We start from the raw sequence: 26479 nt of genomic DNA, 5'->3' as shown, positions 1-26479 counted from the left end.
GGGCGAGCCGTCATGACGATAAGCGCGCTGCTCATCGACATTACGCTGTGGGGCTCCGTCCTGGTGCTCGGCTTGATCGCGTTCCGGCGCGGCCGTGTCGTGGTGGTTTCGGCGGCGCGCGAAGGCGCGATGGATTTCATCAACATCGTGCCGCGGATCGCGCTCGGTGTGATCGGCTCCGGCTACATCGCCGCCGTCATTCCCTCCGAAATCATCACCGGCTGGCTGGGCCCGGATTCCGGCTGGCTCGGCGTGCTCACCGCCGTGATCGCGGGCGGGCTAACCCCGGGCGGCCCGGTGGTCGGCTTTTCCATCGGCGCAGTGGCGCTGAAGGTCGGCGGCGGTTCGCCGCAGGTGATCGCCTATGTCGTCGCCTGGGCGCTGTTCGCCTTCCAGCGGCTGATACTCTGGGAAATCCCGTTCATGCCGGCGCGTTTCGTCTGGTTCCGGGCCGCAGTGTCGGTGCCGTTTCCGTTCCTGGCGGCGGCCTTGGCGATGGCGATCGGAAAGCCGTGAGGTTGGCAGCTGCCTCCTCAAGCTATTGAAAATATGGGAATTTTATTCTGCTGAGTGGTAGCTAAGGACTCGCCGCTTTTTGGGACTGCTGGAAAGCAGCGCTTCTGGTAGAATGCATCCCATGGAAAAGCAGGATATCCTTGCGAGGTTGCGCGAGCATGAAGCCGCCTTGAAGGCTCAGGGTGTGAGCCATGCGGCCCTGTTCGGCTCGCGCGCCCGCGGCGACGCCCGTCCCGACAGCGACATCGACATTCTGGTCGAAATCGCGCCGGACGTCCGGATGGATGTTTTCAAATACGTTGGGATCGTTCACAGCATCGAAGACCTGTTTCCGGTGCGTGTGGATGTTTCAAACCGGATTGCGCTCAAGCCTCATTTGAAGCCGATCGCCGAGCGCGAAGCCATTTATGCATTCTGAGTCCGTCAAGCTCGCCTTGTACGACATTCGGGACAACATCCTGCTCGCCGGCGGATTTGTCGAAGGTTTGACCAGCCAGGAATTCGGCGAGTCGCGTTTGCATCTCTATGCCGTGACACGCTCTGGAAATTATCTCGGAAGCAAGCCGCCGGTTACCCGACGATCTGCGCGATAGGCATCCTGAATTGCCTTGGCGATCCATCCGGGATGTTGGCAATTTCTATCGGCATCAATACGACAACGTCGCCGCGTCTTATGTCTGGGAAACCGTAACGGTGCATCTTCCGCCCTTGCTTGCTGCCGCTGTCGCCGAGATCAAGGCGTTAGAAGGCGAGATCTGATCTTGCGTGTAATCAACCGCAGAAGTGACGAGACGGCCGTGAAAACGACCCGTGAGACGACCGCTCCTAGCCTCACCCAAACGCCTTATGGACTCACGCTTGACGAAGAAGCGGACTTTGATGCTTCGCGGGCGGAAGCTGCGCGCGGCGAGTTTGCGACAGACGAAGAGGTCCGCGCCGTTTGGGCGAAGCATGGCCTGTGAAGGTTCCAATCGGCCGGATTGGCCCCGCACCCAGTCGGGCAAATCACGCCAGCGGTTGGTCCAGTATCCGGCGCCAACGCGTGGACTCCCGTAATGTTATAATATAACATCCTTGCATGGCTCACTCCCATTCCCACGACCATGGACACCACGGGCACGCCCATAGCCATGGTCACCCCCATCACCACGACCCCTCGACGCCGCATCCGGCGCAGCCGGCGCCGTGGTCGATCCTGCGGATGACCGTGGCGGCACGGCTTGGCGCGGCGCTCGCGGTCAGCGCCTGTCTTTGGGTGGTCGTGCTGGTGGCGATGAGGTGAGCATGGCGGCGCAGGCAAAAGCTCAGGTGAAATTCAGCAATGTCACGCTCGGCTACGACCGGCATCCGGCGGTGCATCATCTCAACCTCGAGGTCGCCGGGGGCGCGCTGGTCGCGGTGATCGGGCCGAACGGCGCCGGCAAGTCGACGCTGTTTCGCGGCCTTGCCGGCATCCTTAAACCCCTGTCGGGATCGATCGCGCTGGGCGGGCTCGACAGCAAGGACATCGCCTACCTGCCGCAGACCGCCGACATCGACCGCAGCTTTCCGATTTCGGTGTTCGATTTCGTCGGCACCGGACTGTGGCGCTCGACCGGCTTCTTCGGCGGCATGGGCAAGAAAGAGCGCGAGCGGATTTTGGCGGGGCTTGCCGCCGTCGGCCTCAACGGTTTTGAGAACCGCCCGATCGGCACGCTGTCCGGCGGCCAGATGCAGCGCATGCTGTTCGCCCGGGTGTTGTTGCAGGACGCGCGGCTGATCGTGCTGGACGAGCCGTTCAACGCCATCGACGCCAAAACCTCCGCCGACCTGGTTGCGCTGGTCAAGCGCTGGCACGGCGAAGGCCGCACCGTGCTGGCGGCGCTGCATGATCTCGACATGGTGCGCAACCATTTCCCCGAAACCCTGCTGCTGGCCCGAGGCCCGGTGGCATGGGGCGCGACCGCGCAGGTGCTGACGCCGGATAACCTGATGGTGGCGATGAAGATGTGCGAAGCCTTCGACGACCGGGCCGCGGCCTGCGCCGAAGATGCGCCGTCGCGGGCGGCCTGATTGCAATGCTCCATGATGCGCTGATCGCGCCTTTCACCGAATTCGAGTTCATGCGCCGCGCGCTGGCGGCCGTGATCGCGCTGTCGTTGGGTGCCGCTCCGATCGGCGTGTTCCTGATGCTGCGGCGGATGAGTCTGGTCGGCGACGCCATGGCGCATGCGATCCTGCCCGGGGCCGCGATCGGCTTTTTGGTCTCCGGGCTCAATCTGTTTGCGATGACGACCGGCGGCCTGATCGCAGGTTTTACGGTCGCGATCCTGGCCGGTGTGGTCGCGCGCACCACCGAACTGAAGGAAGACGCCTCGCTGGCGACGTTCTATCTGGTGTCGCTGGCGCTCGGCGTCACCATCGTGTCCATCAAGGGCACCAATATCGACCTCTTGCACGTGCTGTTCGGCAACATCCTGGCGATGGACGACCAGACCCTGCTGGTGATCGCCTTCAACGCCACGATTACGCTCCTTGTGCTGGCCGTGATCTATCGCCCGCTGGTGATCGAATGCGTCGATCCGGTGTTCCTGCGCACCGTGAGCCGCGCCGGCGCGCCGGCGCATCTGGCGTTTCTGGCGCTGGTCGTGATCAATCTCGTCAACGGTTTTCACGCGCTCGGCACCTTGCTCGGCGTCGGGCTGATGATCCTGCCCGCGGGAATCGCGCGGTTCTGGTCGCGCGACATCACCGGGATGATCTGCATCGCGGTCGCGAGCGCCATGGTGTCGGGCTATGCCGGGCTGGTGCTGTCGTTCCAGACCAAAATTCCGTCAGGCCCCGCGGTCATCCTGGTCGCGGCGGGGATCTATGTGGTGTCCGTGCTGTTCGGCAATGTCAGCGGCCTGGTCCGGCAGCTGTTCCCCGGCCGGCATCTCGAGGCGTAACGATGCAGCGTTTGTTCTCCCTCATGTGTCTGGTGCTGATCGCCACAGTCGTTCCGGCCAGCGCGCAGGAGCGCCTCAAGGTTGTCGCCAGCTTCTCTATCCTCGGCGATTTCGTCCGCAATGTCGGCGGCACCAGCGTCAGCGTCACGACGCTGGTCGGTGCTGACGGCGATGCGCATGTCTACTCGCCGACGCCGGCGGATGCGAAGAAGATTGCCGATGCGAAGCTGATTTTCGTCAATGGCCTTGGCTTCGAGGGCTGGCTGCCGCGGCTGCTGAAATCCGCCGGGAGCAAGGTTTCCGTCGTGACGGCGACCGCCGGTATCGCGCCGCTCAAGCTTGGCTCGGATGCCGACCCGCACGCCTGGCAATCCGTCGCCAATGCCAAAATCTATGTCGGCAATATCCGCGACGCGCTGGCGGCCGCCGATCCTGCCTCAGCCCAGGGTTTTCGCGCCAATGCGGAGGCCTATCTGGCGAAACTCGACACCCTGGACCGCGAGGCGCGCGAAGCCGTCGCAAAGATCCCGGCGGGCCGCCGCAAGGTGATTTCGACCCACGGCGCCTTCGGCTATTTCGCCGCCGCCTACGACGTCGAATTCATTGCCCCCGTCGGCGTATCCACGGAATCCGAGCCCAGTGCCCGCGATATCGCCGGTATTATCACCCAGATCCGAACCGCCAAAATCCCGGCGGTTTTTCTGGAAAATGTCAGCGATCCGCGCCTGATCCGCCGAATCTCGGCCGAGACCGGTGCCAGGATCGGCGGGACCCTCTATTCGGACAGTTTGACGGCCGAAAAGGGCGATGCACCCACTTACATTGATATGGTCAGGCACAATATAAAGGCACTGACCAGCGCGCTTGGCGAATAGGGCAGGGGCCTCCCTGCTGTTGCCGGCGTGCCCGAATTTCCGCCCGGAGCCACCATGTCTGAACTGACGTCCCAAAAAATTCCTGTGACCGTGCTGACGGGCTATCTCGGCGCCGGCAAAACCACGCTGCTCAACCGCATCCTGTCGGAAAACCACGGCAAGAAATACGCCGTCATCGTCAACGAATTCGGCGAGATCGGCATCGACAATGACCTCATCATCGGCGCCGATGAAGAAGTGTTCGAGATGAACAATGGCTGCGTCTGCTGCACCGTGCGCGGCGACCTCGTGCGCATCCTCGACGGCCTGATGAAGCGCAAGGGCAAATTCGACGCCATCATCGTCGAGACCACCGGCTTGGCCGACCCGGCGCCGGTCGCGCAGACCTTCTTCGTCGACGAGGACGTGCAGAAGAACGCCCGGCTCGACGCGGTCGTCACCGTCGCCGATGCCAAATGGCTCAGCGACCGTTTGAAGGACGCGCCGGAAGCCAAGAACCAGATCGCTTTCGCCGACGTCATCGTGCTCAACAAGACTGACCTGGTTTCCAAAGCCGAGCTTGCCGAAGTCGAGGCGCGGATCCGCGGCATCAACCCTTACGCAAAACTGCACCGCACCGAGCGCTGCAAGGTGGCGCTGGCGGACGTGCTGGAACGCGGCGCGTTCGATCTCGACCGCATTCTCGAGATCGAGCCGGAATTCCTCGATGCCGGCGACGGCCATGATCATCACCATGATCACGATCATCACCACGGCCATGACCATCATCATGATCACAGCCACAGCCATGGCGGGCTGAAGCACTACCATGACGAGGAGATGCAGTCGCTGTCGCTGCGCACGGACAAGCCGCTCGATGCCACCAAGTTCATGCCGTGGCTGCAGAACCTCGTCGCCTCCGAAGGGCAGAAGATCCTTCGCTCCAAGGGCATCCTCGCCTTCAGCGACGATGACGACCGCTACGTGTTCCAGGGCGTCCACATGATGCTCGAGGGCGACCATCAGCGTAAGTGGAAGGATGACGAACGGCGCGAGAGCCGGCTTGTGTTCATCGGTCGCGAATTGCCGGAGCAGATGATTCGCGACGGTTTTGAGAGCTGTATCACCACGTGATGAAACAGTTTGATCCGGGCGAAGGCGCCTCCATTGCTTCGATCACCGACAAGGTGCGGCCGCTTGCGGTCGGCATGCCGATATCGTCGGTGTATTTTCTCGGCGAGACCGCGGTCTTCGTCGGCGCTGAGGAGAAGGCTGCCATCGTCGGCGCCGGCGGCGAGATTTCACCTGTCGATATTCACGGCGGTGCGGTGCTGTGTGCGGCGTCCGACGGCGCGCGCGTCGTTACCGGCGGCGACGACGGCAAGCTCGTCGCGCTCAATGCCAAGGGCGAGGTCAGCGTGCTCGCGACCGATGCCAAGCGGCGCTGGATCGACAACGTCGCGCTGCATCCCGATGGCGCGGTGGCATGGTCGGCCGGCAAGGTCTCGTATGTCCGCAGCGGCAAGAGCGAAGAGAAAACATTCGATATGCCCTCGACCGTCGGCGGCCTGGCGTTCGCGCCCAAGGGCCTGCGGCTGGCGGTCGCGCATTATAACGGCGTGACGCTGTGGTTTCCCAACATGGCGGCGAAGCCTGAGTTTCTGGAATGGGCCGGCTCGCATCTGTCGGTCACCTTCAGCCCGGACAACAAGTTTCTGGTGACCGGGATGCACGAGCCGGCGCTGCATGGCTGGCGGCTCGCCGACAACCGGCACATGCGCATGAGCGGCTATCCCGGCCGCGTCCGCTCGATGTCGTGGAGCGCCGGCGGCAAGGGGCTCGCAACCTCGGGCGCCGACACCGTGATCATCTGGCCGTTCGCCAGCAAGGACGGGCCGATGGGCAAGGAGCCGGCGATGCTGGCGCCGCTGCAGGCCCGCGTCTCCGCGGTCGCCTGTCATCCGAAGCATGACATCCTGGCCGCCGGCTACAGCGACGGTTGCGTGCTGATGGTGCGGATCGAGGACGGCGCGGAGATCCTGGTGCGCCGGCGGGGCAACGCCGCGGTTTCGGCGCTGGCCTGGAGCCCCAAGGGATCGCTGCTCGCCTTCGGCACCGAAGACGGCGACGCCGGCATGGTGGAGCTGTAGGTCACCCGTTTGCGCTGGCGAGACCAGACTGAAGTGCATCGGCAATTGACGGTGCGCTCCCTCTCCCGCCCTTGCGGGGGAGGGTTGGGTGGGGGTGTCGCCACGAGTCAGACTGTTCGTGGGGAGAGAGGTTCCCCCACCCGAATCGCATCTGTCGATGCGATCCGACCTAAGAGCGAGCTTCGCTCGTCTCGACCCCCGCACGCGGGAGAGGTGAAGCCAATCCAGCCCGCGTCACTTCACCTTCTTCCCAGCTTTGACGTAAGCCTCGATGTGGTCAAACGTCTTGCCGGCCGGTTCGAGATTTTCGAAGGCCGAAGCGGCCTTGCTCATGTTTTCGGCGGTCTTGTCGCGGTCTTTCGGGTCGGGTTTGAAGACGGCGAGCATGGTGAGCGCCGTCACATAATTCCCGAACGCCGCTTGCTCGGCCGCGAACAGGTTTTTCAGGCGAGGATCGTTCGCAAAAAAGCCGGTGAAGGTCTTCTTGATGCCGTCGTCGGCTGATGCCAGCGACTGCAACGCCCAAAAGGCGCTCGCCAATGTCAGCACGCGAAAGAATTTGGCGGGCTCGGTTTTGCACGCGTATTTGTCGCAGGCCATCTTGGCCATCACGTTGTCCCGGCCTTCCGCGGTCATGTTCGGTCCGAACTTGCTCTTCATGAATCCCATGCGCATGGCGATGCCTGCCATGTCGTCGTCTGCGCTGGAGAAGTTTGCGAGGATTCTTTCAATGAAGCTGGTGTCACCGGATGCCATATAGGCGCCGATCAAGAGGTCGTTGTCGGCGGCATTCGACGACGGCCGCACCACGGCAAGTTTGGCAGGCTGGTTCTTTTCGATTTTCTGCAGCGTGGCCTTGATCTGGTTTTCCTCGGCAAATTTCTGCGCGTCTTCCGTGAGGCCGGCGCCGTAGAGCGCTACGAGCTTCACCGATTTGACATATGAAGAGGCTTCAAGCTGCAGGATGCGCTGCTTTTCCGCGGGCGACGTGCTGAAGATCTGCGCCAGGAATCCGATGACCGCACTGGGATCAGCGTTTGGGCCGGCTCGCATTTGCGACAGCACGCTGTCGATGCAGGCGGGCTGCCTGGTGCGGTAATAGCCCGTCATGCAGTTCTGGTCCGCAGCCGCGGGCGAGCATTGAATGCCGAGCAGCGAGACCGCGACGTAAAGCAATCTTTTCATGACAATTCTCGCAGAATCAGGCGAATCTGTTCTATCCGGGACCGCATCGAGCGCCGTTGCCCGCAGCGAAGCGGATCGTCGCTCGCACCCGAGGTTAGTCGCCGGAACGGGCCAGATCGTTCAGGCTGTGATAGATTCGTCACCTCTCTCCCCTAGAAAACCGACATGCGCTTCCTGACGACATTCCAGATCGCCGATTTCCTCGACACCCTGGTCAGCCTGACCGCGGCGTTCGTTTTGGGCACCCTGATCGGCGCCGAGCGGCAATACCGGCAGCGGACCGCGGGCCTGCGCACCAATGTGCTGGTCGCCGTCGGTGCGGCCGCCTTCGTCGATCTGGCGATGCATCTGAAGTACGCCGAAGGCGCCGTACATGTGATCGCCTATGTCGTTTCGGGGATCGGCTTCCTCGGCGCCGGCGTCATCATGAAAGAGGGCATGAACGTCCGCGGCCTCAACACCGCCGCAACGCTGTGGGGGTCGGCCGGGGTCGGAGCTTGCGCCGGCGCCGACATGGTGGCCCAGGCGGCGGCGCTGACCGTGTTCGTGGTCGCCGGGAACACCTTGCTGCGTCCGCTGGTGAACGCGATCAACCGCATTCCGATCGACGAACGCGCGTCCGAGGCGACCTACTACTTCAAGCTCGCGGTCAGTGCGGAGGCGCTGCCCGACATGCGCGACCATCTGGTCGAGCGGCTGGAGCATGCAAAATATCCGGTCGCTGAACTCAATGTGGTCGAGCATGGCGATGACCTCCTGGAGATCGTCGCCACGCTGGTCTCCACCGCGATCGATCCCAACGAACTGAATGCGGTCGCGGTCGATATGCAGCGCCAGCCCGGCGTTCGCCACGCCACCTGGGAAGTCAGCACCAAGGATTAGGGCGTTCTCCTCGGTTGCCGGTTCCACGCGGGCTGCGCGCGGAACAATTCTTGTGGCCGGCCGTTGATGTCGCGAACAATCTCGCGGTGAACGACATGCCTGCCGATCATGACAAGCGCAATTACCGGAATGATTTTCTTGTCGCGGCCGTCCTGGTCACGGCGGGGCTTGTCATTTCAGGCCTGTCGCTGATGGAATTGAGCGCGCGCCCGCCGCAACAACTGGCGCAGGCCACCCAGCCGCTGCAATCGACGCCGGACGCGGAAAAAAAGCCGTCTGTTCCTGCGGAGACGACGACCGGCACCCGGCCGTCCAACGTGCCGCCTGAACCGGCGCGTCCCGATGCCGACGCGCAGAAAGCGGGCGCACAGCCCGCGCTGCCGCCCGCACCGGCAGAGAAAACGGCCGAACCAATCAAGCAGAAGTAGGATTTCCAAATCCCGCACCGTCATCCTGAGGTGCGCGCGCTCTTGCGCGCCTCGAAGGATGAATACGGCCCGTGGCCCATCCTTCGAGGCTCGCCCAGCGGTGCAAGTGCACCGCAAGGCTCGCACCTCAGGATGACGTCAGCATCACCTCGCTGACGCCGATTTGACTGACGCTGCCGGATTTACAGTCTCGCCTGCATCATCAAGCTCCCCCATAATCCCTCATCGCGCGACCGCGCCGATGACAGATGGGGCAGGCCATGAAGATCGACGATGTCAGGAAAACCGCGTACTCGATGCCGCTGACCAACCCGTCGTTCCCGCCGGGGCCCTATCGGTTCTTCAACCGGGAATATTTCATCATCACCTACCGGACCGACCCGGAGGTGCTTCGTGCCGTGGTGCCGGAGCCGCTCGAAGTCGTTGAACCCGTCGTCAAATACGAGTTCATCCGCATGCCCGACTCGACCGGCTTCGGCGACTACACCGAAACCGGCCAGGTGATCCCGGTCCGTCTCAACGGCGAGGAGGGCGCCTATACCCACGCCATGTATCTCGACGACGAAGGCCCGATCGCCGGCGGTCGTGAAATCTGGGGTTTCCCCAAAAAGCTGGCGAAGCCGAAGATCGAAGTCGAGAGCGATGTGCTGGTCGGCTCGCTGCATTACGGCTCGGTGCTCTGCGCCTCCGCCACCATGGGCTACAAGCACCGCCCGGTCGATCATGACGCCGTGCTGAAGGGCATGAAGGCGCCGAACTTCATTCTCAAGATCATCCCGCATGTCGACGGCAGCCCTCGGATCTGCGAACTGGTCCGCTTCCATCTCGAAGACATCACGCTGAAGGAAGCATGGAGCGGTCCGGCCGCGCTTGGCCTGTTTCCCCATGCGCTGTGCGACGTTGCCCGGCTTCCGGTGCGCGAAGTGGTCTCCGCACTGCATTTCAAGGCCGATCTGACGCTGGGATTGGGGAAGGTGGCGTTCGACTATATGGCGAAGTGAGGGTCGTCACCATCGCGGAATGACGAAGACGCTCTACTGCGCGCCCTTCAGCGTGCAGGAGGTCGAGCAGGTCGTCATCACGCCGCGCTGGCAGGAGATGCACACGTTAATGCACTGCTTCAGGTCCTTGGGATTGTAGGAGCTGTAGAGCTTGCGGGCGCAGTTATCGATCGAGCCGGTGATGTCGTTGTTGTTGTCAGGTTTGCACCCGGCCAAAACGACCGCCGATAGCATGATTGCGATAAAGACGCGCATTTCCACCGCTCCACCGGGGACGTCGCTGCGCAGAGACACAGGACGGCTCAAGGCCCTCGCAAAAGGGGTACCCTTCAGGATGGCGCGATTTCATTAAGCGAGCGTTACGCTGAGCGGCGACCCCTGATGCTGCAGTGCACCGGGGCGTGGAACCCAACCTTACCGCACCAGAATATTCCGGAACTGCCAGGGATCTGACGTGTCGATGTCTTCCGGGAACAGGCCCGGCCGGTCCGTCAGCGGCGTCCAGTCGGTGTAAAAACCCTTTACCGGGCCGAGATACGGCATCTGGATTTCCAGCAGACGATCGAAATCCATCTCGTCGGCTTCGACGATGCCTTCGTTCGGGTTTTCCAGCGCCCACACCATGCCGCCGAGCACGGCGGAGGTCACTTGCAGGCCGGTGGCGTTCTGATAGGGCGCGAGTTTGCGGGTCTCTTCGATCGAGAGCTGCGAGCCGTACCAGTAGGCATTGTTGTCATGGCCGAACAGCAGCACGCCGAGTTCGTCGATGCCGTCGACGATTTCGTTCTCGTCGAGGATGTGGTGCTTTTCCTGCATCTTTGCAGCGCGGCCGAACATTTCATGCAGCGACAGCACGGCATCGTCGGCCGGGTGATAGGCATAGTGGCAGGTCGGCCGGTAGATCGCCGTGCCCGATGCGTCACGCACCGTGAAGTAATCGGAGATCGAGATCGACTCGTTGTGGGTGACGAGGAAGCCATACTGCGCGCCGCGGGTCGGGCACCAGGTGCGCACGCGCGTGTTGGCGCCGGGTTGCATCAGATAGATGGCGGCGCCGCAGCCGGCCTGGTGGGTACGCGCATTCTCGGGCATCCATTTTTCATGGGTGCCCCAGCCGAGTTCGGACGGCTGCACGCCTTCCGACAGGAAACCTTCCACCGACCAGGTATTGACGAAGACGTCAGGCTCTTTCGGCGACTTGGAGCGCTGGGTGTCGCGTTCGGCGATGTGGATGCCCTTGATCCCGGCCTGCCGCATCAAATCAGCCCATTCGGCCTTGGTCTTCGGCTTGGGGGCATTGAGCTTCAGATCAGCGGCGACATTGAGCAGCGCCTGCTTGACGAAAAAGGACACCATGCCGGGATTGGCGCCACAGCAGGAGACGGCCGTCGTCGAGCCCGCGGGGCGCGCCTTCTTGGCGGCCAGCGTCGCTTCGCGAAGGGCGTAGTTGGAGCGCGCTTCCGGGCCCTTCGACGAATCGAAATAGAAGCCGAGCCAGGGCTCGTTGACGGTGTCGATATAAAGCGCGCCAATTTCGTTGCAGAGCTCCATGATGTCGGTGGAGCCGGTATCGACCGAGAGATTGACGCAGAAACCCTGGCCGCCGCCTTCAGTGAGCAGCGGGGTAAGCAACTCGCGATAATTGTCTTTGGTCACGCCCTGCTGGATGAATCTTACATTGTGCTTCTCGCAATGCGCCTTGCGGCCCTCGTCCTTGGGATCGATCACGGTGATGCGCGACTTGTCGTAATCGAGATGCCGCTCGATCATCGGCAACGTGCCTTTGCCGATGGAGCCGAAGCCGACCATGACGATGGGACCGGTGATCTTCGCGTAGATCTGCGAGGCGGGGCTCATGGGATGGTTTCTCCGGAAAGTGCTGGCGGACAGATGGTGAGGGGTGGATCAGGCGCTGCGGCGCTTGGCGGTTACTTCGATCTCGATCTTCATCTCGGGCTTGTAGAGCCCGGCGACCACCAGAAGCGTCGCGGCCGGACGGATGTCGCCGAGGACTTCGCCGCAGACCGCGAAATGGGCATCCGCATCCCTGAGGTCGGTGATGTAGTAGGTCGCGCGGACGATGTCGGCCATCGCGAAGCCGCCTTCTTTCAAGGCGGCCTCGATGGTCTTGAAGCAGTTCCGTGACTGGCTTGTGACATCGTCAGGCATCGTCATGGTGGTGTAGTCATAGCCGGTGGTGCCGGCGACAAAGGCGAAATCGCCGTCGATCACGGCGCGGCTGTAGCCGGCGGTCTTCTCGAACGGCGAACCGGTGGAAATGAGACGGCGGGGCATCGGAACCTCGATTTGCGGCCTGATCCGGAAATAGCTGATTTGGCGGGGTTTAAGGGCTTTTCGCCGGACCGCGCAACCCCTCTGACGCGACGGCTCAGGCCGCGTGCGGCACAGTCTGTAGCGCCTTCTTCGCGCGAGATGCCTTTGCCCTGGCCAGCGGCGCGCCGGACGCCGAGATCATACCCCACGCGCCGTCGAGCCCGCCGTCGCGCAGTTCGAGGCCGAGCAGGCGGTCGCGCTCGAACGGGCCGGGCAGCGACAGCGCGCCGGTCTTTTCGGCCGAGAAGCCGAACCTGACGTAATACGGCGCGTCGCCGAGCAGGATCACCGCGCGATGGCCACGCGCCGTCGCCGCCGCGAGCGCGTGGTCCATCAGCGCGGCCCCGACGCCAAATTGGCGGGAGGATTCCTCAACCGCCAGCGGGCCGAGCATCAGCGCCGGGATGCCCCCGGCGCTGACGTGCCACAACCGGACGGTGCCCACTAGCTTCCCCCGTGCCACGGCCGACAAGGCAAGGCCTTCGGCGGGCGTACGTCCGTCACGCAGGCGCTGGCAGGTGCGGTTAAGGCGGTTTGCGCCAAAGCAGGCATCCAGCAGCGCTTCACGCGCGACGACGTCCGAAGCCCGTTCCGCACGGATCGCGAACGGAGCGGCATTCGGGGTGAGGGCAACAGTGGTCTTCCGCAAAGCAGTCATGGCACGTCAGTCCTCACTCGCACGGCTGTTCGAGCCGCGGAGCGTTGTCAGAAAAATCGCGAAATGAGGGATGGGAGCCGGCGCGCCGGCTCCCGGTTAGTCAGGCCTCAGCGGCCAGTTCAGATGTGGTAGGTCCGCAGCGGCGGGATGCCGTTGAACGCCACCGACGAGTAGGTCGACGTATAGGCGCCGGTGCCTTCGATCAGCAGCTTGTCGCCGATCTCGAGCGTAACCGGGAGCGGATACGGCAGCTTCTCGTACAACACGTCGGCGCTGTCGCAGGTCGGGCCCGCGAGCACGCACGGCGTCATGTCCGCACCGTCATGCGGGGTGCGGATGGCGTAGCGGATCGACTCGTCCATCGTCTCGGCGAGACCGCCGAACTTGCCGATGTCCAGATACACCCAGCGCACCTCGTCCTCGTCGCTCTTCTTGGAGATCAGAACGACTTCGGTCTCGATGATGCCGGCATTGCCGACCATGCCGCGTCCCGGCTCGATGATGGTTTCCGGGATCTGGTTGCCGAAATGCTTGCGCAGCGCGCGGAAGATCGACCGGCCATATTGCAGGACCGGAGGAACGTCCTTGAGGTACTTGGTCGGGAAGCCGCCGCCCATGTTGACCATGGACAGGTTGATCCCGCGCTCGGCGCAGTCACGGAACACCGACGAGGCCATCGACAGGGCACGGTCCCACGCCTTCACCTTGCGCTGCTGCGAGCCGACATGGAACGAGATGCCGCACGGCTCCAGGCCCAGGCGCTTGGCGAGGTCGAGCACGTCGACCGCCATCTCCGGATCGCAGCCGAACTTGCGCGACAGCGGCCATTCGGCGCCGGCGCAATCATAGAGGATGCGGCAGAACACCTTGGCGCCGGGCGCGGCACGGGCGACCTTCTCGACTTCGGCGGCGCAGTCGACCGCGAACAGGCGAATGCCGAGCGCGAAGGCACGCGCGATGTCGCGCTCCTTCTTGATCGTGTTGCCATAGGAGACGCGGTCCGGCGTCGCACCGGCAGCCAGCGCCATTTCGATCTCGGCGACGGTCGCGGTGTCGAAGCACGAGCCCATCGAGGCCAGCAGCTGCAGCACTTCCGGCGACGGGTTTGCCTTCACCGCGTAGAACACGCGGCTGTCCGGCAAGGCCTTCGCGAAGGTCTGGTAGTTGTCGCGCACGACTTCGAGGTCGACCACGAGGCACGGCTCGGTGTCCTGGCCCTCGCTGCGGCGGTTGCGCAGGAATTCCTGAATACGTTCGGTCATAGCACCCTCCAAACGGCCCAGCGACGGGACCCGTTCAAATGTAAATCTCGGCCATAAGTGCTTCGGCGCAGTCGCACGATGGAGACGCGACTAGGCCTTGGACTCAGACCGAATAGTGCTGCCGTGGATTGGTTGGGAATTTCCCGCCCGCACACCTGGCAATGAAGGACAAGCCTTTTCAGTAGCCCGCGCCGGCGTTGGAATGCCGGTAGAGACCAAAAAAGCCCGATCCGTCGTTGCTTTAAGTCGCGTCCCCCGTTGAGAGCGGGGTGCGCCGGTTCGCCTCCGGCTGCCAGTCACGGTTGCAAAGGATGCAGAGACCTTCAACGGCATCTCTTGAGAGAGATGCTGGCCGCTAATGAAGCGACCCTCGGTTCTTCATCCCTTGGCGGCTGTCCGGCCTCTTGTCCGGATACCTACCGACTGACACACGACCACAGGCACGTGCGAAATTGGGCAAGAGTGCAAATAAGACTTTTGAATCCGCTTCGCAACATTTTTTTTAGGCTGTGGGCAAATTTCCCTAACGCGTGCTTACAGCAGCGCGCTCAGCGCGTCTCTTGACGTCGCCAGCGCGCGCTGGCGACGTCAAACATGAACAGCCGTTAAGACTTCTCGGGGAAATTACGGAGTGTTGTCGCGTGAAGTGGAATCGCGAAAGCGCCTGCGCCGCAGCGCTTTCTTCGCTTCAAGCGCGTCAGCTGCGTTTCCAGAACGGCTCGATGCGCTGAGCTTGGCGGATGAAGCCGACCATGATCACGACGCCGATGGCGAACATCACCGCCTGCAGGATGTGCGCGCCGGTGTCGGAGAGTCCAAGCAGGATCGCGATCGCCCAGCCGCCGGCGAACGCCGCGCCGAACACCTCGGCGCCGATCAGGATCGCCGCCGAGATGACGGTGATGACGCTCGGCCAGATGATCTCGCTCTTGGCACCGGAAGAAGGCTGCATGCTCATGGAAACGGGTCCTGTTGGGTGGGCGCAATCTCTCCGAAAAGGCCCCCACTATCAAGCTTAAAAGGCCCAAAAATGCCGTATCGCGTGATATAGATTGACGCATCATTCAGAGCGTTTTCGAGCCGAAGCGGGTACCGGTTCGCCTGAGCAAAACGCGTCAAAAACAAGGCCTGGGGCCCGCAGCGGCTTCAGCGCGAAAACGGGATTTGTGATGTCGGAAACCCAGCAAAATGCAGCCCCTCCGGAAGCCCCGGCAAATCCGCTGCTTCGGCCGTGGCTGACGCCGTTCGAGACGCCGCCGTTTGCGGAAATTCTCCCGGAGCACTTCCTGCCGGCTTTCGAGCAGGCCTTTGCCGATCACGCCGCCGAGGTCGCCGCCATCACCCACGATCCGGCGGCGCCCGACTTTGCCAACACGATTACGGCGCTGGAGCGCTCCGGCAAGCTGCTCTCCAAGGTCTCCGCCGTGTTCTACGACCTGGTGTCGGCTCACTCCAATCCGGCGATCCTGGAGATCGACAAGGAAGTGTCGCCCAGGATGGCGCGGCACTGGAATCCGATCATGATGAACGCGGTGCTGTTCGGGCGCATCGCCATGCTCCACCACAACCGCGCCGCGCTCGGCCTCACGGCTGAGGAGATCCGGCTGCTGGAGCGCACCTACACCAACTTCCACCGCGCCGGCGCCGGCCTCGACGAAGCCGCCAAGGCGCGCCGGGCCGAGATCAACGAGCGGCTGGCCGAGCTTGGCACCTCGTTCAGCCATCACCTGCTCGGCGACGAGCAGGACTGGTTCATGGAGCTTGGCGAGGACGACCGCGGCGGGCTGCCTGAAGCCTTCGTCGCCGCCGCCAAGGCCGCCGCCGAGGCGCGCGGGATGGCCGGCAAGGCGATCGTGACGCTGTCGCGCTCTTCCGTGGAGCCGTTCCTGAAGAGCTCGGATCGGCGTGACCTGCGCGAGAAGGTGTTCCGTGCCTTCACCGCCCGCGGCGACAACGGCAACGCCAACGACAACAACGCCACCGTGGTGGAGATCCTGGGGCTCCGCGAGGAGGCCGCGAAGATCATGGGTTACCCGAACTATGCGGCCTATCGCCTCGAAGACTCCATGGCCAGGACGCCCGAGGCGGTGCGCAGCCTGCTGGAGCGGGTCTGGAAGCCGGCGCGGGCGAGGGCGCTCGCCGACCGCGACGCGCTGCAGGCCATGATCGCCGAAGAGGGCGGCAATTTCGCGCTGGCGCCGTGGGACTGGCGCTACTACGCCGAAAAGCTGCGCCAGGTCCGCGCCAATTTCGACGACGCCGCGATCAAGCCGTATCTGGTGCTCGACCACATGATCGAGGCCGCCTTCGACTGCGCCACCCGCCTGTTCGGCGTCACCTTCGCCGAGCGCAAGGATATCCCGGTCTGGCACCCGGACGTCCGGGTCTGGGAGGTCAAGGGCGCCGACGGCAAGCACAAGGCGCTGTTCTATGGCGACTACTTCGCCAGGCCGTCAAAGCGCTCCGGCGCCTGGATGACCTCGCTGCGCGACCAGCAGAAGCTCGACGGCGCGATCGCTCCCTTGGTGATCAATGTCTGCAACTTCGCCAAGGGCGCCGACGGCGAGCCGTCGCTGCTGTCGCCGGACGACGCGCGGACCCTGTTCCACGAGTTCGGCCACGGCCTGCACGGCATGCTGTCCAACGTGAACTATCCCTCGCTGTCCGGCACCTCTGTCTTCACCGACTTCGTCGAGCTGCCCTCGCAGCTCTACGAGCACTGGCAGGAGCAGCCGCAGGTGCTGCGGCAGTTTGCAAAACACTACCAGACCGGCGAGCCGCTGCCGGACGAACTGCTCACCCGCTTCCTGGCCGCGCGAAAATTCAACCAGGGCTTTGCCACCGTCGAATTCGTCTCCTCGGCGCTGATCGACCTCGAATTCCACACCCAGCCGGCCTCGGCCAGCCGCGACGTCGGCGCGTTCGAGAAGGCGGAGCTGGAGAAAATCGGGATGCCCGCCGAGATCGCGCTGCGGCACCGGCCCACGCAATTCGGCCACATCTTCTCCGGCGACCATTATGCGTCGGGCTATTACAGCTACATGTGGTCGGAGGTGATGGACGCCGATGCGTTCGGCGCCTTCGAGGAGGCCGGCGACATCTTCGATCCCGCCACCGCCAAGCGCCTGCATGACGACATCTACTCGTCCGGCGGCTCGCGCGACCCCGAGGATGCCTATGTCGCGTTCCGCGGCCGGGAGCCGGAGCCCGACGCGCTGCTGCGCCGCCGGGGCCTGCTCGAAACGCCGGAGGCGGCGTGAGCCCCACTGTCGTCCCTGCGAACGCAGGGACCCATAACCACTAATGTTCGTTGTAAAGGAACGCCTTTGCCACACTGCCCAAACGAGACGACACGGCGTATGGGTCCCTGCGTTCGCAGGGACGACGTAATGCGTGTACTGTTCGGCTTCTTAGGCTTGATCGTCGCGTCGCTGCTCGGCGCTGCCCCAGCCCAGGCCCATCCGCATGTCTGGATCACCGCCAAGAGCGAGGTGGTCTACGCCCCTGACGGCGCGATCTCAGGCGTGCGCCACGCCTGGACCTTCGACGACATGTTCTCGACCTATGCGCTGCAGGGCATCGAGACGAAGACAAAAGGCGTCTACAGCCGCGAGGAACTGGCGCCGCTGGCGCAGACCAATATCGAGTCGCTGAAGGAATTCGGCTACTTCACCTTCGCCAAGGCCGACGGCAAGAAGGAGAGATTCCTGGAGCCGGTCGACTACTACCTCGAATTCAAGGATGACGCGCTGACGCTGCACTTCATGCTGCCCGCCAAGACGCCGTTCAAGGCCAAACAGGCCGCGCTGGAGGTGTTCGATCCCGCCTTCTTCATCGATTTCAAGTTCGAGGAGAAGGACCCGATCAAGCTGGTCGGCGCCCCCGCCGACTGCAAGCTGCAATTCCAGCGGCCCAATGACGGCACCGCCAATGCGCAGCGGCTCAACGAAAACAACTTCATGAACGGCGACAATTCCAACTACGGCGCCATGTACGCCAACAAGATTTTGGTGGATTGCCCGTGACCAAAGCGTTTTCCAGCGAAGTGGGTCCGGTTCGCGTCAAGAAAACGCGTCAAGAAAACGAATCTGGAGCCGCGTTTCGATTCGATCGAAACGGAAAAGGCTCCAGCTTCACCCACGCGCTCCTGATCGGGATCGTCGCACTCGCCGCCATTGTCGCGGTCGACGGCGTCCTCCACGCCCTGCTGGCGCAAAACCCGTTCGGCGGCCCCCGGCCGGCCAAAGCCCCTGAGCCGCAGGTCGGCGGCATCGTCGGCTGGCTCTTGGCCAAGCAATCGGAATTCTACCGCGAAATGTCGGCGACCATCCGCGCCGCCAAGTCCGACGGCTCAGCGGTCTGGACGCTGCTGGCGATCTCTTTTGCGTACGGGATCTTCCACGCCGCCGGTCCTGGCCACGGCAAGGCCGTCATCTCGTCCTATCTGGTCGCCAACCAGGAGACCGCGCGGCGCGGCATCGTGCTGTCGTTTGCGTCCGCGATGCTGCAGGCGCTGGTCGCCGTGCTGATCGTCGGCATCTGCGCCTGGCTGCTCAACGCCACCGCCAAGACGATGTGCGGGGCGGAGAAGGCGATCGAGATCGCGAGCTACGCCCTGATCGCGGCGTTCGGCGCCCGGCTGGTCTGGACCAAGGGCGGCGGATTTATGCGCGCGCTGCAGGCCAAGCCCGTGCCCGCGATGGCCACCGCTACGGCTGCGGCCAGCCATCATCACAATCATGGCCACGATCACCATCACCACGATCACCACCACCATGAACATCATCACCATGCGCACGCGCACGCTGACGCCCATGCGCACGGTCACGCCCACGCGCACGCTCATGCTGACGCTCATTCCCACGCAGCCGACCACGTCCATGACGAGCATTGCGGCCATTCCCACGGCCCGACGCCGGATCAGCTTGCCGGTCCCGGCGGCTGGCAGCGTGGGCTGGGCGCGATCTTCGCCGTGGGCCTAAGGCCCTGTTCGGGCGCGATCCTGGTTTTGGTGTTCGCGCTGGCGCAGGGCCTGTTCTGGGCCGGCATCGCCGCGACCTTCGTGATGGGCCTCGGTACCGCGATCACGGTCGCGACCATTGCCGTTGTCGCGGTGTCCGCGCGAGGTCTCGCCGAGCGCCTCAGCGCCGGCCGCGAAGGCGGCGGCGCGCTGATCATGCGCGGCATCGAATTCGGCGCGGCGGGCCTGGTGCTGCTGTTCGGCCTCGGCCTGCTGTTCGGCTATCTCGCCGCCGAGCGGGTGACTTGTCTGTGATCCGTAGCCCGGATGAGCGCAGCGACATCCGGGGCGTGTCCCCGCATATCGCGAAGCTCATGCGGGCTACCTGCTACGTGATGCCGAGATCGAAAGGCGTGGAATCACCCGCCCGGATTTGCTATGATGTTGCTATGGAACGCGATGAGGCCATTAGCCGGTTGCGGCAGCACGAAGCCGATTTGAAGCGGCTTGGCGTCGAACATCTTTACATGTTCGGCTCAATGGCGCGTGGCGAGGCGAAACACGATTCCGACGTCGATCTCTTTTTTGATTACGAGAAGGGCAAGCTCGGCGTGTACGAGCTGATGGACGTGAAAGAGTACGCGGCCAGCATTCTCGGCCGGAAGACGGAAATCATGACGCGCGACAGCCTGCACAAGGCGCTGCGGGATACGATAGAAGCAACAGCCGTCCGCGTGTTCTAGTGATAACACGGTCGCTCATCCCCCGCTTAACGGACATCATCGAGGCGATCGAACGCGTCAATGGCGTATTGGCGGATGTGTCGCTCGAAGCGTTCGAAGGCGATTGGCAGCGACAGTGGCTCGTCGAGCGCGGTGACGAGATCATTTCGGAAGCCAGTCGTCATCTTACGGACGACCTGAAGGCGCGCCATCCGGAAATCCCATGGCAGAAAGTTGCAGGGATCGGCAACGTACTGCGCCACGATTACGAGAGTATTGCCGCGCCCGTGCTATGGAAGTTGGTGCATGGCGACTTGCCGACATTGGAAAAGCGTGTCGGTCTGAACTCGGCGCGGAAGAGCGGTCTTTCCGGGAAATGATCTGATGTCACGCGAGCAGTTCTGGTTCTTCCACCCGTTTCGAGTGCGCTATTCCGAAATCGACGGGCAGGGCGTTGTCTTCAACGCGCATTACCTGACCTATTTCGACACCACGATCACCGAATATTTCCGCGCGCTCGGCTACGACCAGTATGCCGACTCCCGAAAGACCGGGATCGACTTCCACGTCGTCAAATCGCTGATCGAGTACAAGGCGCCGGTGCTGTTCGACCAGGAGTTGGACGTCGGGGCGCGGGTGGCGCGGATCGGCAATTCAAGCCTTACCTTCGAACTCGCGATCTTTCAGAAAGGCAGCCATGAGGCGCTGGTGACCGGCGAGATCGTCTGGGTCTATACCGATCAGAAATCCCATCGTCCGGTCCCGATCCCGCAATCGATCCGGAATTTCATTGCGGCGCGGGACCGGCATCTGGCCTGACGCCGCGGTGGCTGCGGCAAAAACAACCCGACGGGCTGAGGTCTCGTCATTGCGAGGAGCGACAGCGACGGCTTGTCCGCTGTAGCTCAACGAGCGAAGGTGGAAGCACTCCATCGTTTCGCAAGCGGCGTGATGGCTTGCTTCGCTCGCACGCAGCAGGCATTGCCTCGTTCATTCTACGCCGGCATTTTTGCTCAGGAACGCAGTAAAATTCTCCACTTTCCGATCGGAACCGCACCGCGCGAACTCATGACCGCTCCACGCTGCGAATAGTGCTGATGTACTATGGAGTTAGTAGGCCGGAACCAGTCCCCCTCCGCAACGTTATCTTGGCAACTTCCAATTTGCCGATCATGAGTCCACACAGGGGGCCGTCATGGACCAGGTGACGAGAGATTTTGGGCGCAACGAGGAGCTGGAGCAACTCGCTTCTGCCTTTACCGAGGGCGCTATTTTTGTCGATGCGACAGGACAAATTGTTTGGGTCGATGAAAACCTGCGGCGTCGTCTCAACGGTGGCTTGCAGGATATTGCCTTGCCGATACCCCGGCCGGAAGGCCGGACGATCGATTGCTTTGTCGCGACTACCCAGGTCATGATTGACGGCAAACCTTCTCCGGTGTGCGTAATTCAACAAGCCGGCGAACAAAAGGAGCCTTCGCAGCTGATCGCAGCTATCGAGGCCGTTATGTCCGACAGTTCGTGGCTTACCCGAATGATCGTTGAGAAGTTCAACGCATTGCGTCAGGGCACGAGGTCGTCGCCGCGATCCTCCGACCTCGATATTCTAACGGGCCGCGAACGCGAGGTGCTTTGGCTGATTTGCGAAGGGCGAAGCGACTCCGAAATGGGCGAGATGCTTCATCTTTCCCAGAATACCGTGCGCAACCACATTGCGTCATTGTACCGCAAAATTGGCGTAAATCGCCGTAGCGCCGCGGTCATCTGGGCGCGGGAGCGTGCGCTCACGAGCCACGACGCGCTGAACGCGCGAGCGTCATCGAAGCGCTCGGGCCAAACGCCGCGAAGCGACGGCCTGTACTAGTAGGGCTGGTATTTCTCTCTCTCTTGCCGGAAAGCCGGCCACCGTGTCTTCTAGGACGAGTCATGGCGGCATTCGGATGTGCCGCCATGGTCCCCATGCGCGGTGCGAGGTCAGTGCGGCTTCATCGGCGACGCCCGATGTTTCTCAGCGCCAAGAAGGCGATTCCGACGTGACCAACCTCTTGCTTCGACTCTACATCGCCGGACCGTCAGCGACCTCTCGCCGAGCGGAGCAGAATCTGCGGCGCCTGCGAGACGTCGCGAAGGCGCGCGACGGACTGGCCGTCGAAATTATCGATGTGCTCAAGAATCCGGAACTCGCCGAGCAAGCTGCGATCATCGCCACGCCGACACTCGCTCTTGAACACCCTGTTCGCCCGCGGCGGATAATCGGTGATCTCAGCGACGTGGAGAGGGTCCTCGATTTTCTCGGAATCGAATCTGAAGGAACAAGAGCATGACCACAGAGGATGCCGACATTGCTGCCGTGCTGGATCGGGTTCAGACCGGCGTTCAGGCCTTCGATGAACTGGTTATGGGTGGGTTGCCTCGCGCTCGAACCACGGTCGTTGGTGGCACGCCTGGAAGCGGCAAAACGGTCTTCGCGACACAATTTCTCGCACACGGAATTACGACTTTTGGTGAGAATGGCGTGCTTGTAACGTTCGAGGAACCGCCGGCGGATATTGAAGCCAATATGCGGGGATTTGGCTGGGAACTGGCGAAATGGCGGAAAGACGGGCGCCTGGGATTTGTCGATGCCAGTCCGCCGGCAAGCGATGAATTGATTATTGGCGATTTCGATCTGGTTGGTTTGCTCTCTCGCGTTCAGCATGCAGTCAAGACCGTAAACGCCAAGCGCGTCGTTCTGGATTCGCTTACTCAACTTTTTGACCATTTTATCGGCGACCCGAAGATACTGCGTCGCGAGCTGTTTCATATCAGCAGCGCCCTCAAAAAGTCCGGCCTTACGGTGCTCATGACGGCGGAACGCAATAGTGAATATGGAGAGATCACGCGACATCGCCTGGAAGAGTTCGTTGCAGACAACGTCGTTATTTTGCGCAACGTCCTTTATCGCGAAAAGCGTCGCCGCACCATCGAGGTCCTCAAGATGCGCGGCAGCCATCACGCCGAAGGTGAGGCACCCTTTACCCTGCTGGCGAACCAGGGCGTCGTCGCTGTCCCGCTTTCCTCGCTTCGCCTGGAACAGCAATCAAGCACGGTGCGCGTCACAAGTGGAAATTCTGAAATCGACAAAATGTGCGGGGGCGGCTTTTTTCGCGACAGCGTGACGCTGGTGAGCGGTGCAACAGGCACCGGCAAGACCCTGCTCGTCACCAACTTTCTCGCCGGCGGCGTAGTCGCCGGAGAGAAGGCCATTCTGTTTGGGTATGAGGAAAGCAAAGGCCAGCTGTTCCGCAACGCGAGCGGTTGGGGCGCCGATTTTGCTCAGATGGAGGCTGCGGGAAAACTCAAAATCGTCTGTCTCTATCCTGAAGCGCAGGGGCTGCCGGATCATCTGCTCACCATCCAGAGCCTTGTCGACGAATTCCAGCCGAACCGGATTGCGGTGGACAGCCTCTCCGCGTTGGAGCGGATCGCCCCGGATACCGGGTTCCGCGAATTTCTGATCAGCCTTACCTCCTTCATCAAGAAGCGGGAAATTGCCGGGCTCTGTACCGCCACCAGCAAATCCCTCATCGGTGGTGAGAGCGTCAGCGAGCAGCACATCTCGACCTTGACCGATTCCATCATCTTGCTGCGCTACATCCAGGAGCAGAACACCATGAATAGAGGTCTTATGGTGCTAAAGATGCGAGGCAGCGAGCATGCCAAGGAAATTCGGAAGTTCACAATCGACAGCGCCGGCATGCACTTTGGCGAGTCCTTCAAAACCGCGCCAAACGTGTTCACCGGTGATGATATTGCACGATGAAGCGGTGAACAGGCGGCAAGGTCGATACCATGAATAGTGCGGATGCCAATTCCCGCAGCGGCATCGATCAAGCCGAGATTAGATTCCTTGTCGAGAAAAATGCCGACGGGATCATTGTGATTGACGAGAACGGAACCGTGCTGTTTGCGAACCCCGCCGCAGAGCAGATTTTCGGGCGGCAGGCCGAGCTATTGATCGGGCGTCCGATCGGAATACCGTTTATCGCCGGAGACACAGCTGAAATCGCCATCCACAAGCCGGACGGCGACCAAATTGACGCGGAAATACGGATTGTTGATACGACCTGGGATCGTCAGCCGGTCCGCCTTGCAAGCCTTCGGGATGTCTCGGCCCGCAAGGCCACCGAGGAACGTCTGAGACATTCGGCAAAAATGGAAGCGGTCGGATTGCTGACGGCGGGGATAGCGCACGACTTCAACAATCTTCTGACGGTCGTGCTGGGCAATCTGGAGAGCGCTCAACGTCGATTTGCTGCCACTGATCCTGCGTTATCGCGCGCGCTGGAAAATGCCAACCGGGGCGCACGACAGGCCGCGAAGCTCACGGAGAAATTGCTGGCGTTTGCGCGGCGGAAACCGCTCGAACCCCAGTTGCTTGACGTCAACCGTCTCGTTTCCGGGATGTCCGATTTGCTCCAGCGCACACTCGGCGAGCAGATCGTCGTGCGGACCGGATTGATCAAAGACCCTTGGAACGTTGAAATCGATCCCACAGAACTCGAAGCGGCGATTCTGAACCTTGCGGTCAACGCACGCGACGCGATGCCGTCGGGTGGGCAACTTGTGATCGAAACGTCCAACGTCGAACTCGATTCCGAGCATCCGACAGTCAACGCCGATATCGCAAGTGGGCCCTATGTTCTCATTTCCGTTACAGACACGGGAATGGGGATGACGCCCGATGTGCTCAAGCAGGTTTTTGAGCCGTTCTTCACGACAAAGGCTGGCGGGCGCGGGACGGGTTTGGGGTTGAGCCAGGTCTATGGGTTTGTCAGGCAGAGCGGCGGTCACGTGAAGCTTTACAGCGAACCCGGTATCGGCACATCAGTCAAAATTTATCTGCCGAAGGTCATGGATGCCGCTGTTCCCACCTGGACTCCTGTCGCGGAGCCGCAGGCGGCCGCGGATGCGCCGCGCGCCAAACAAGGCGAGACAGTTCTCGTCGTCGAGGACGAAGCGGACGTTCGTAGCTACACGGTCAATAGCCTGCGCGAGTTGGGTTATCGGGTCTTTGAAGCCATTGACGGACGGTCCGCGCTTGAGATCCTTACCCGCGAGAATGACATTTGCCTGTTGTTTACCGACCTTGGGCTGCCGGGCGGCATGGATGGCCGAGTTTTGGCGGAACGCGCTCGGGCAAACCGCCCCTCTATTCAAGTCTTGATGACAACGGCTTACGCCGCCGGCGCCTTGGTCCACGAGGGCAGGCTTGATGCCGAGATTGAATTGCTCAACAAGCCCTTCACCTACGCCGCGCTCGCAACGCGAATTCGTGAATTGCTGGATCGTCAACGGGAGCAGCGGGAGACGCGCATTCTCGTGGTTGAGGATGAATTCCTGGTCCAAATGTTTCTCGCAGACGTTCTCGTTGACGCCGGATGCGTCGTCCTGGGGGCTGCAAGCGCCTCGGAGGGGTTGACGAAATTTCGGGCTGAGCACGGCGAGCTTGCCGGCGCAATTATCGACCTTGGATTGCCAGACCGGCGGGGTGACGAATTGGTTGCGGATATTCGCGCAGTTCAACCTGATCTGCCGATCATCCTGGCGACCGGCTATGCCGACGACAGCGTTCGTCGCAGATTTGCGCATGATGAACGATTGGTATTCCTCTCCAAACCATTTGATTCCGAAAGCCTTTTGGCGGCACTTCGAAGGTTCGGTATTCGGTGCAGTTAGATAACGGGCGTCTTTGCCGGAACCGCGTAGGGGTCTATTTCATGCGAGGGGTTACGGTAACGGTGCATTTTATCGTTCGAACGGCGGACTGCACTTTCATCCCCACCCCATCCTGCGCGTTCAGGATTATAGCGAGTTGATGATGATGATTGCGATCGCCAGGATGAGCAGAACCCACCATATCTGGACGGCGATGGCTGCGAAGCCGAGGACGGCCGCGATACCTGCCAGCAGCTTTCCTTCCTTCATGATGATTGCGACGACGGCGAAAGAGATGGCGATCACGCCGAGCGCGGCCGCCCCCGTTGAGAGTACCTCGTTCCAGGTCGCCTGACCGACGAGCCCGGAAAGATAGACCCCCGGCACCAATTGCGTCAGCGCCGAGACCAGCAGCGCCAACAGGCCTGTCACGCTGCCGATAATGCTGAACCGGCGGGATTGTACGGCACTATCCATCACAGTATCCATCACATGAAATCTCCCGCGTCGCCTTGGAGCGAGCCGCGCTGATGCAGCCTTGGTGCGATCCAGCCGCTTGAAGGTTCAATGTGAACTGAGGGTGCCCCAGGATGGCTGCCACCGACCAATGCGGCTAAGGCAGCCATGCCTGCGGCAAAACAACCCGACGGGCAAATCAGTTCTGTTTTACGGAAATCATGTCAAGCCCCTAAATAAAAAATATTTCTGTTTACCAGAAGGAAAATCAGGCGTATGTGTTGGCCATCCCGTCCTGGTCAGAAGGGCGTCGGCCGTCGTCACGGACGTTGGACGGGTTGCGGTGGACGCTGGTTTACGCCTCGACGACGGCGTGGATAAGCGTACGGCAAAACCGTGTGGTCCTGGCACCCGTTGCAGGTGTCAAGCTGTCGGGTAGGCGAGAGC

The 26479-nt window shown here is 62.1% G+C and carries 30 protein-coding genes; 22 read left to right on the top strand and 8 right to left on the bottom strand.

Going from position 1 to position 26479, the window contains the following annotated elements:
• The first annotated feature begins 12 nt into the window (after positions 1-12).
• The 9 genes from JQ609_RS19290 (at position 13) to JQ609_RS19250 (ending at position 6447) form a co-directional block, all read left to right on the top strand.
• Complete coding sequence (locus JQ609_RS19290; RefSeq protein ID WP_212274556.1) at positions 13-516, top strand: hypothetical protein; 504 nt, start codon at positions 13-15, stop codon at positions 514-516.
• Positions 517-595: 79 nt separating this feature from the next.
• Entirely contained in the window at positions 596-934 is a 339-nt protein-coding gene (locus tag JQ609_RS19285) for a nucleotidyltransferase family protein (protein WP_249128182.1), read from the top strand.
• 122 nt (positions 935-1056) lie between these two features.
• Complete coding sequence (locus JQ609_RS35130) at positions 1057-1275, top strand: HepT-like ribonuclease domain-containing protein (protein ID WP_312014874.1); 219 nt, start codon at positions 1057-1059, stop codon at positions 1273-1275.
• 319 nt (positions 1276-1594) lie between these two features.
• Positions 1595-1798, top strand: coding sequence for a hypothetical protein (locus JQ609_RS19275; protein WP_212211524.1), 204 nt, complete (start codon positions 1595-1597; stop codon positions 1796-1798).
• 2 nt (positions 1799-1800) lie between these two features.
• On the top strand, positions 1801-2568 hold the full coding sequence (locus tag JQ609_RS19270) for a metal ABC transporter ATP-binding protein (protein WP_212274555.1): 768 nt from the start codon (positions 1801-1803) through the stop codon (positions 2566-2568).
• Between the two features lie 5 nt (positions 2569-2573).
• The gene (locus tag JQ609_RS19265) at positions 2574-3443 is read left to right on the top strand and encodes a metal ABC transporter permease (protein WP_211994028.1); all 870 of its coding nucleotides are present in this window, start codon (positions 2574-2576) and stop codon (positions 3441-3443) included.
• A gap of 2 nt (positions 3444-3445) precedes the next feature.
• Complete coding sequence (locus tag JQ609_RS19260; protein WP_212274554.1) at positions 3446-4318, top strand: metal ABC transporter substrate-binding protein; 873 nt, start codon at positions 3446-3448, stop codon at positions 4316-4318.
• A 54-nt stretch (positions 4319-4372) separates the two neighbouring features.
• Entirely contained in the window at positions 4373-5431 is a 1059-nt protein-coding gene (locus tag JQ609_RS19255) for a GTP-binding protein (RefSeq protein WP_212211518.1), read from the top strand.
• On the top strand, positions 5431-6447 hold the full coding sequence (locus tag JQ609_RS19250; protein WP_212274553.1) for a WD40 repeat domain-containing protein: 1017 nt from the start codon (positions 5431-5433) through the stop codon (positions 6445-6447). The genes JQ609_RS19255 and JQ609_RS19250 overlap by 1 nt, the downstream gene beginning before the upstream one ends.
• Before the next feature lie 234 nt (positions 6448-6681).
• Here the strand turns inward: JQ609_RS19250 and JQ609_RS19245 are convergent, their stop codons facing one another.
• Positions 6682-7632, bottom strand: a complete 951-nt coding sequence (locus JQ609_RS19245) for a hypothetical protein (protein ID WP_212274552.1) — start codon at positions 7630-7632, stop codon at positions 6682-6684.
• Positions 7633-7797: 165 nt separating this feature from the next.
• Here JQ609_RS19245 and JQ609_RS19240 point away from each other — a divergent pair, with 165 nt between their 5' ends.
• The 3 genes from JQ609_RS19240 (at position 7798) to JQ609_RS19230 (ending at position 9943) form a co-directional block, all read left to right on the top strand.
• On the top strand, positions 7798-8514 hold the full coding sequence (locus tag JQ609_RS19240; protein WP_212274551.1) for an MgtC/SapB family protein: 717 nt from the start codon (positions 7798-7800) through the stop codon (positions 8512-8514).
• 50 nt (positions 8515-8564) lie between these two features.
• The gene (locus JQ609_RS19235; RefSeq protein WP_312014715.1) at positions 8565-8942 is read left to right on the top strand and encodes a hypothetical protein; all 378 of its coding nucleotides are present in this window, start codon (positions 8565-8567) and stop codon (positions 8940-8942) included.
• Positions 8943-9202: 260 nt separating this feature from the next.
• Positions 9203-9943 (top strand): acetoacetate decarboxylase, encoded by a 741-nt coding sequence (locus JQ609_RS19230; protein WP_212274550.1) that lies wholly within the window; start codon positions 9203-9205, stop codon positions 9941-9943.
• Positions 9944-9976: 33 nt separating this feature from the next.
• On the opposite strand, the gene JQ609_RS19225 is transcribed toward JQ609_RS19230, so the two are convergent.
• The 6 genes from JQ609_RS19225 to JQ609_RS19200 all read right to left on the bottom strand — a co-directional run bounded on the left by JQ609_RS19225 (position 9977) and on the right by JQ609_RS19200 (position 15155).
• Complete coding sequence (locus tag JQ609_RS19225; protein WP_192738183.1) at positions 9977-10198, bottom strand: hypothetical protein; 222 nt, start codon at positions 10196-10198, stop codon at positions 9977-9979.
• Between the two features lie 159 nt (positions 10199-10357).
• Complete coding sequence (locus JQ609_RS19220; RefSeq protein ID WP_212274549.1) at positions 10358-11800, bottom strand: homospermidine synthase; 1443 nt, start codon at positions 11798-11800, stop codon at positions 10358-10360.
• Between the two features lie 48 nt (positions 11801-11848).
• Positions 11849-12238: a RidA family protein gene (locus JQ609_RS19215; protein WP_211993997.1), complete on the bottom strand. Its 390-nt coding sequence runs from the start codon at positions 12236-12238 to the stop codon at positions 11849-11851.
• 94 nt (positions 12239-12332) lie between these two features.
• Positions 12333-12935 (bottom strand): GNAT family N-acetyltransferase, encoded by a 603-nt coding sequence (locus JQ609_RS19210; RefSeq protein WP_212274548.1) that lies wholly within the window; start codon positions 12933-12935, stop codon positions 12333-12335.
• Between the two features lie 119 nt (positions 12936-13054).
• On the bottom strand, positions 13055-14197 hold the full coding sequence (locus JQ609_RS19205; RefSeq protein WP_212211505.1) for a type III PLP-dependent enzyme: 1143 nt from the start codon (positions 14195-14197) through the stop codon (positions 13055-13057).
• A 697-nt stretch (positions 14198-14894) separates the two neighbouring features.
• Positions 14895-15155: a hypothetical protein gene (locus tag JQ609_RS19200; RefSeq protein ID WP_212211503.1), complete on the bottom strand. Its 261-nt coding sequence runs from the start codon at positions 15153-15155 to the stop codon at positions 14895-14897.
• A 211-nt stretch (positions 15156-15366) separates the two neighbouring features.
• Here JQ609_RS19200 and JQ609_RS19195 point away from each other — a divergent pair, with 211 nt between their 5' ends.
• From JQ609_RS19195 to JQ609_RS19150, 10 genes are all read left to right on the top strand, one after another.
• Complete coding sequence (locus JQ609_RS19195) at positions 15367-17457, top strand: M3 family metallopeptidase (protein WP_212274547.1); 2091 nt, start codon at positions 15367-15369, stop codon at positions 17455-17457.
• 129 nt (positions 17458-17586) lie between these two features.
• Complete coding sequence (locus tag JQ609_RS19190; RefSeq protein WP_212211500.1) at positions 17587-18222, top strand: DUF1007 family protein; 636 nt, start codon at positions 17587-17589, stop codon at positions 18220-18222.
• 122 nt (positions 18223-18344) lie between these two features.
• A complete protein-coding gene (locus JQ609_RS19185; RefSeq protein WP_212274611.1) occupies positions 18345-19472 on the top strand; it encodes a nickel/cobalt transporter in 1128 nt (375 codons plus the stop codon).
• Positions 19469-19900 carry a nucleotidyltransferase domain-containing protein gene (locus JQ609_RS19180; protein ID WP_312014717.1) on the top strand — a complete coding sequence of 144 codons (432 nt, stop codon included), beginning with the start codon at positions 19469-19471 and terminating at the stop codon, positions 19898-19900. Before JQ609_RS19185 ends, JQ609_RS19180 begins: the two co-directional genes overlap by 4 nt.
• Positions 19900-20259 (top strand): HepT-like ribonuclease domain-containing protein, encoded by a 360-nt coding sequence (locus tag JQ609_RS19175; RefSeq protein WP_212274546.1) that lies wholly within the window; start codon positions 19900-19902, stop codon positions 20257-20259. The genes JQ609_RS19180 and JQ609_RS19175 overlap by 1 nt, the downstream gene beginning before the upstream one ends.
• A gap of 4 nt (positions 20260-20263) precedes the next feature.
• Positions 20264-20698, top strand: a complete 435-nt coding sequence (locus JQ609_RS19170; RefSeq protein ID WP_212211496.1) for a thioesterase family protein — start codon at positions 20264-20266, stop codon at positions 20696-20698.
• 376 nt (positions 20699-21074) lie between these two features.
• A complete protein-coding gene (locus JQ609_RS19165; RefSeq protein WP_212274545.1) occupies positions 21075-21743 on the top strand; it encodes a response regulator transcription factor in 669 nt (222 codons plus the stop codon).
• A 169-nt stretch (positions 21744-21912) separates the two neighbouring features.
• Entirely contained in the window at positions 21913-22203 is a 291-nt protein-coding gene (locus JQ609_RS19160) for a circadian clock KaiB family protein (RefSeq protein WP_212274544.1), read from the top strand.
• Complete coding sequence (kaiC, locus tag JQ609_RS19155; RefSeq protein WP_212211490.1) at positions 22200-23681, top strand: circadian clock protein KaiC; 1482 nt, start codon at positions 22200-22202, stop codon at positions 23679-23681. The genes JQ609_RS19160 and kaiC overlap by 4 nt, the downstream gene beginning before the upstream one ends.
• A 29-nt stretch (positions 23682-23710) precedes the next feature.
• Positions 23711-25597 (top strand): response regulator, encoded by a 1887-nt coding sequence (locus JQ609_RS19150; protein ID WP_212274543.1) that lies wholly within the window; start codon positions 23711-23713, stop codon positions 25595-25597.
• Positions 25598-25723: 126 nt separating this feature from the next.
• Here JQ609_RS19150 and JQ609_RS19145 read toward each other — a convergent pair whose 3' ends face one another.
• The gene (locus JQ609_RS19145; RefSeq protein WP_212274542.1) at positions 25724-26053 is read right to left on the bottom strand and encodes a hypothetical protein; all 330 of its coding nucleotides are present in this window, start codon (positions 26051-26053) and stop codon (positions 25724-25726) included.
• Positions 26054-26479 lie beyond the last annotated feature (426 nt).

Source organism: Bradyrhizobium sp. AUGA SZCCT0169 (assembly GCF_018130085.1).
Taxonomy (GTDB): domain Bacteria; phylum Pseudomonadota; class Alphaproteobacteria; order Rhizobiales; family Xanthobacteraceae; genus Bradyrhizobium.
The sequence above is the reverse complement of the archived record's forward strand: the minus strand, read 5'-3'. Positions and strand labels throughout refer to the sequence as shown.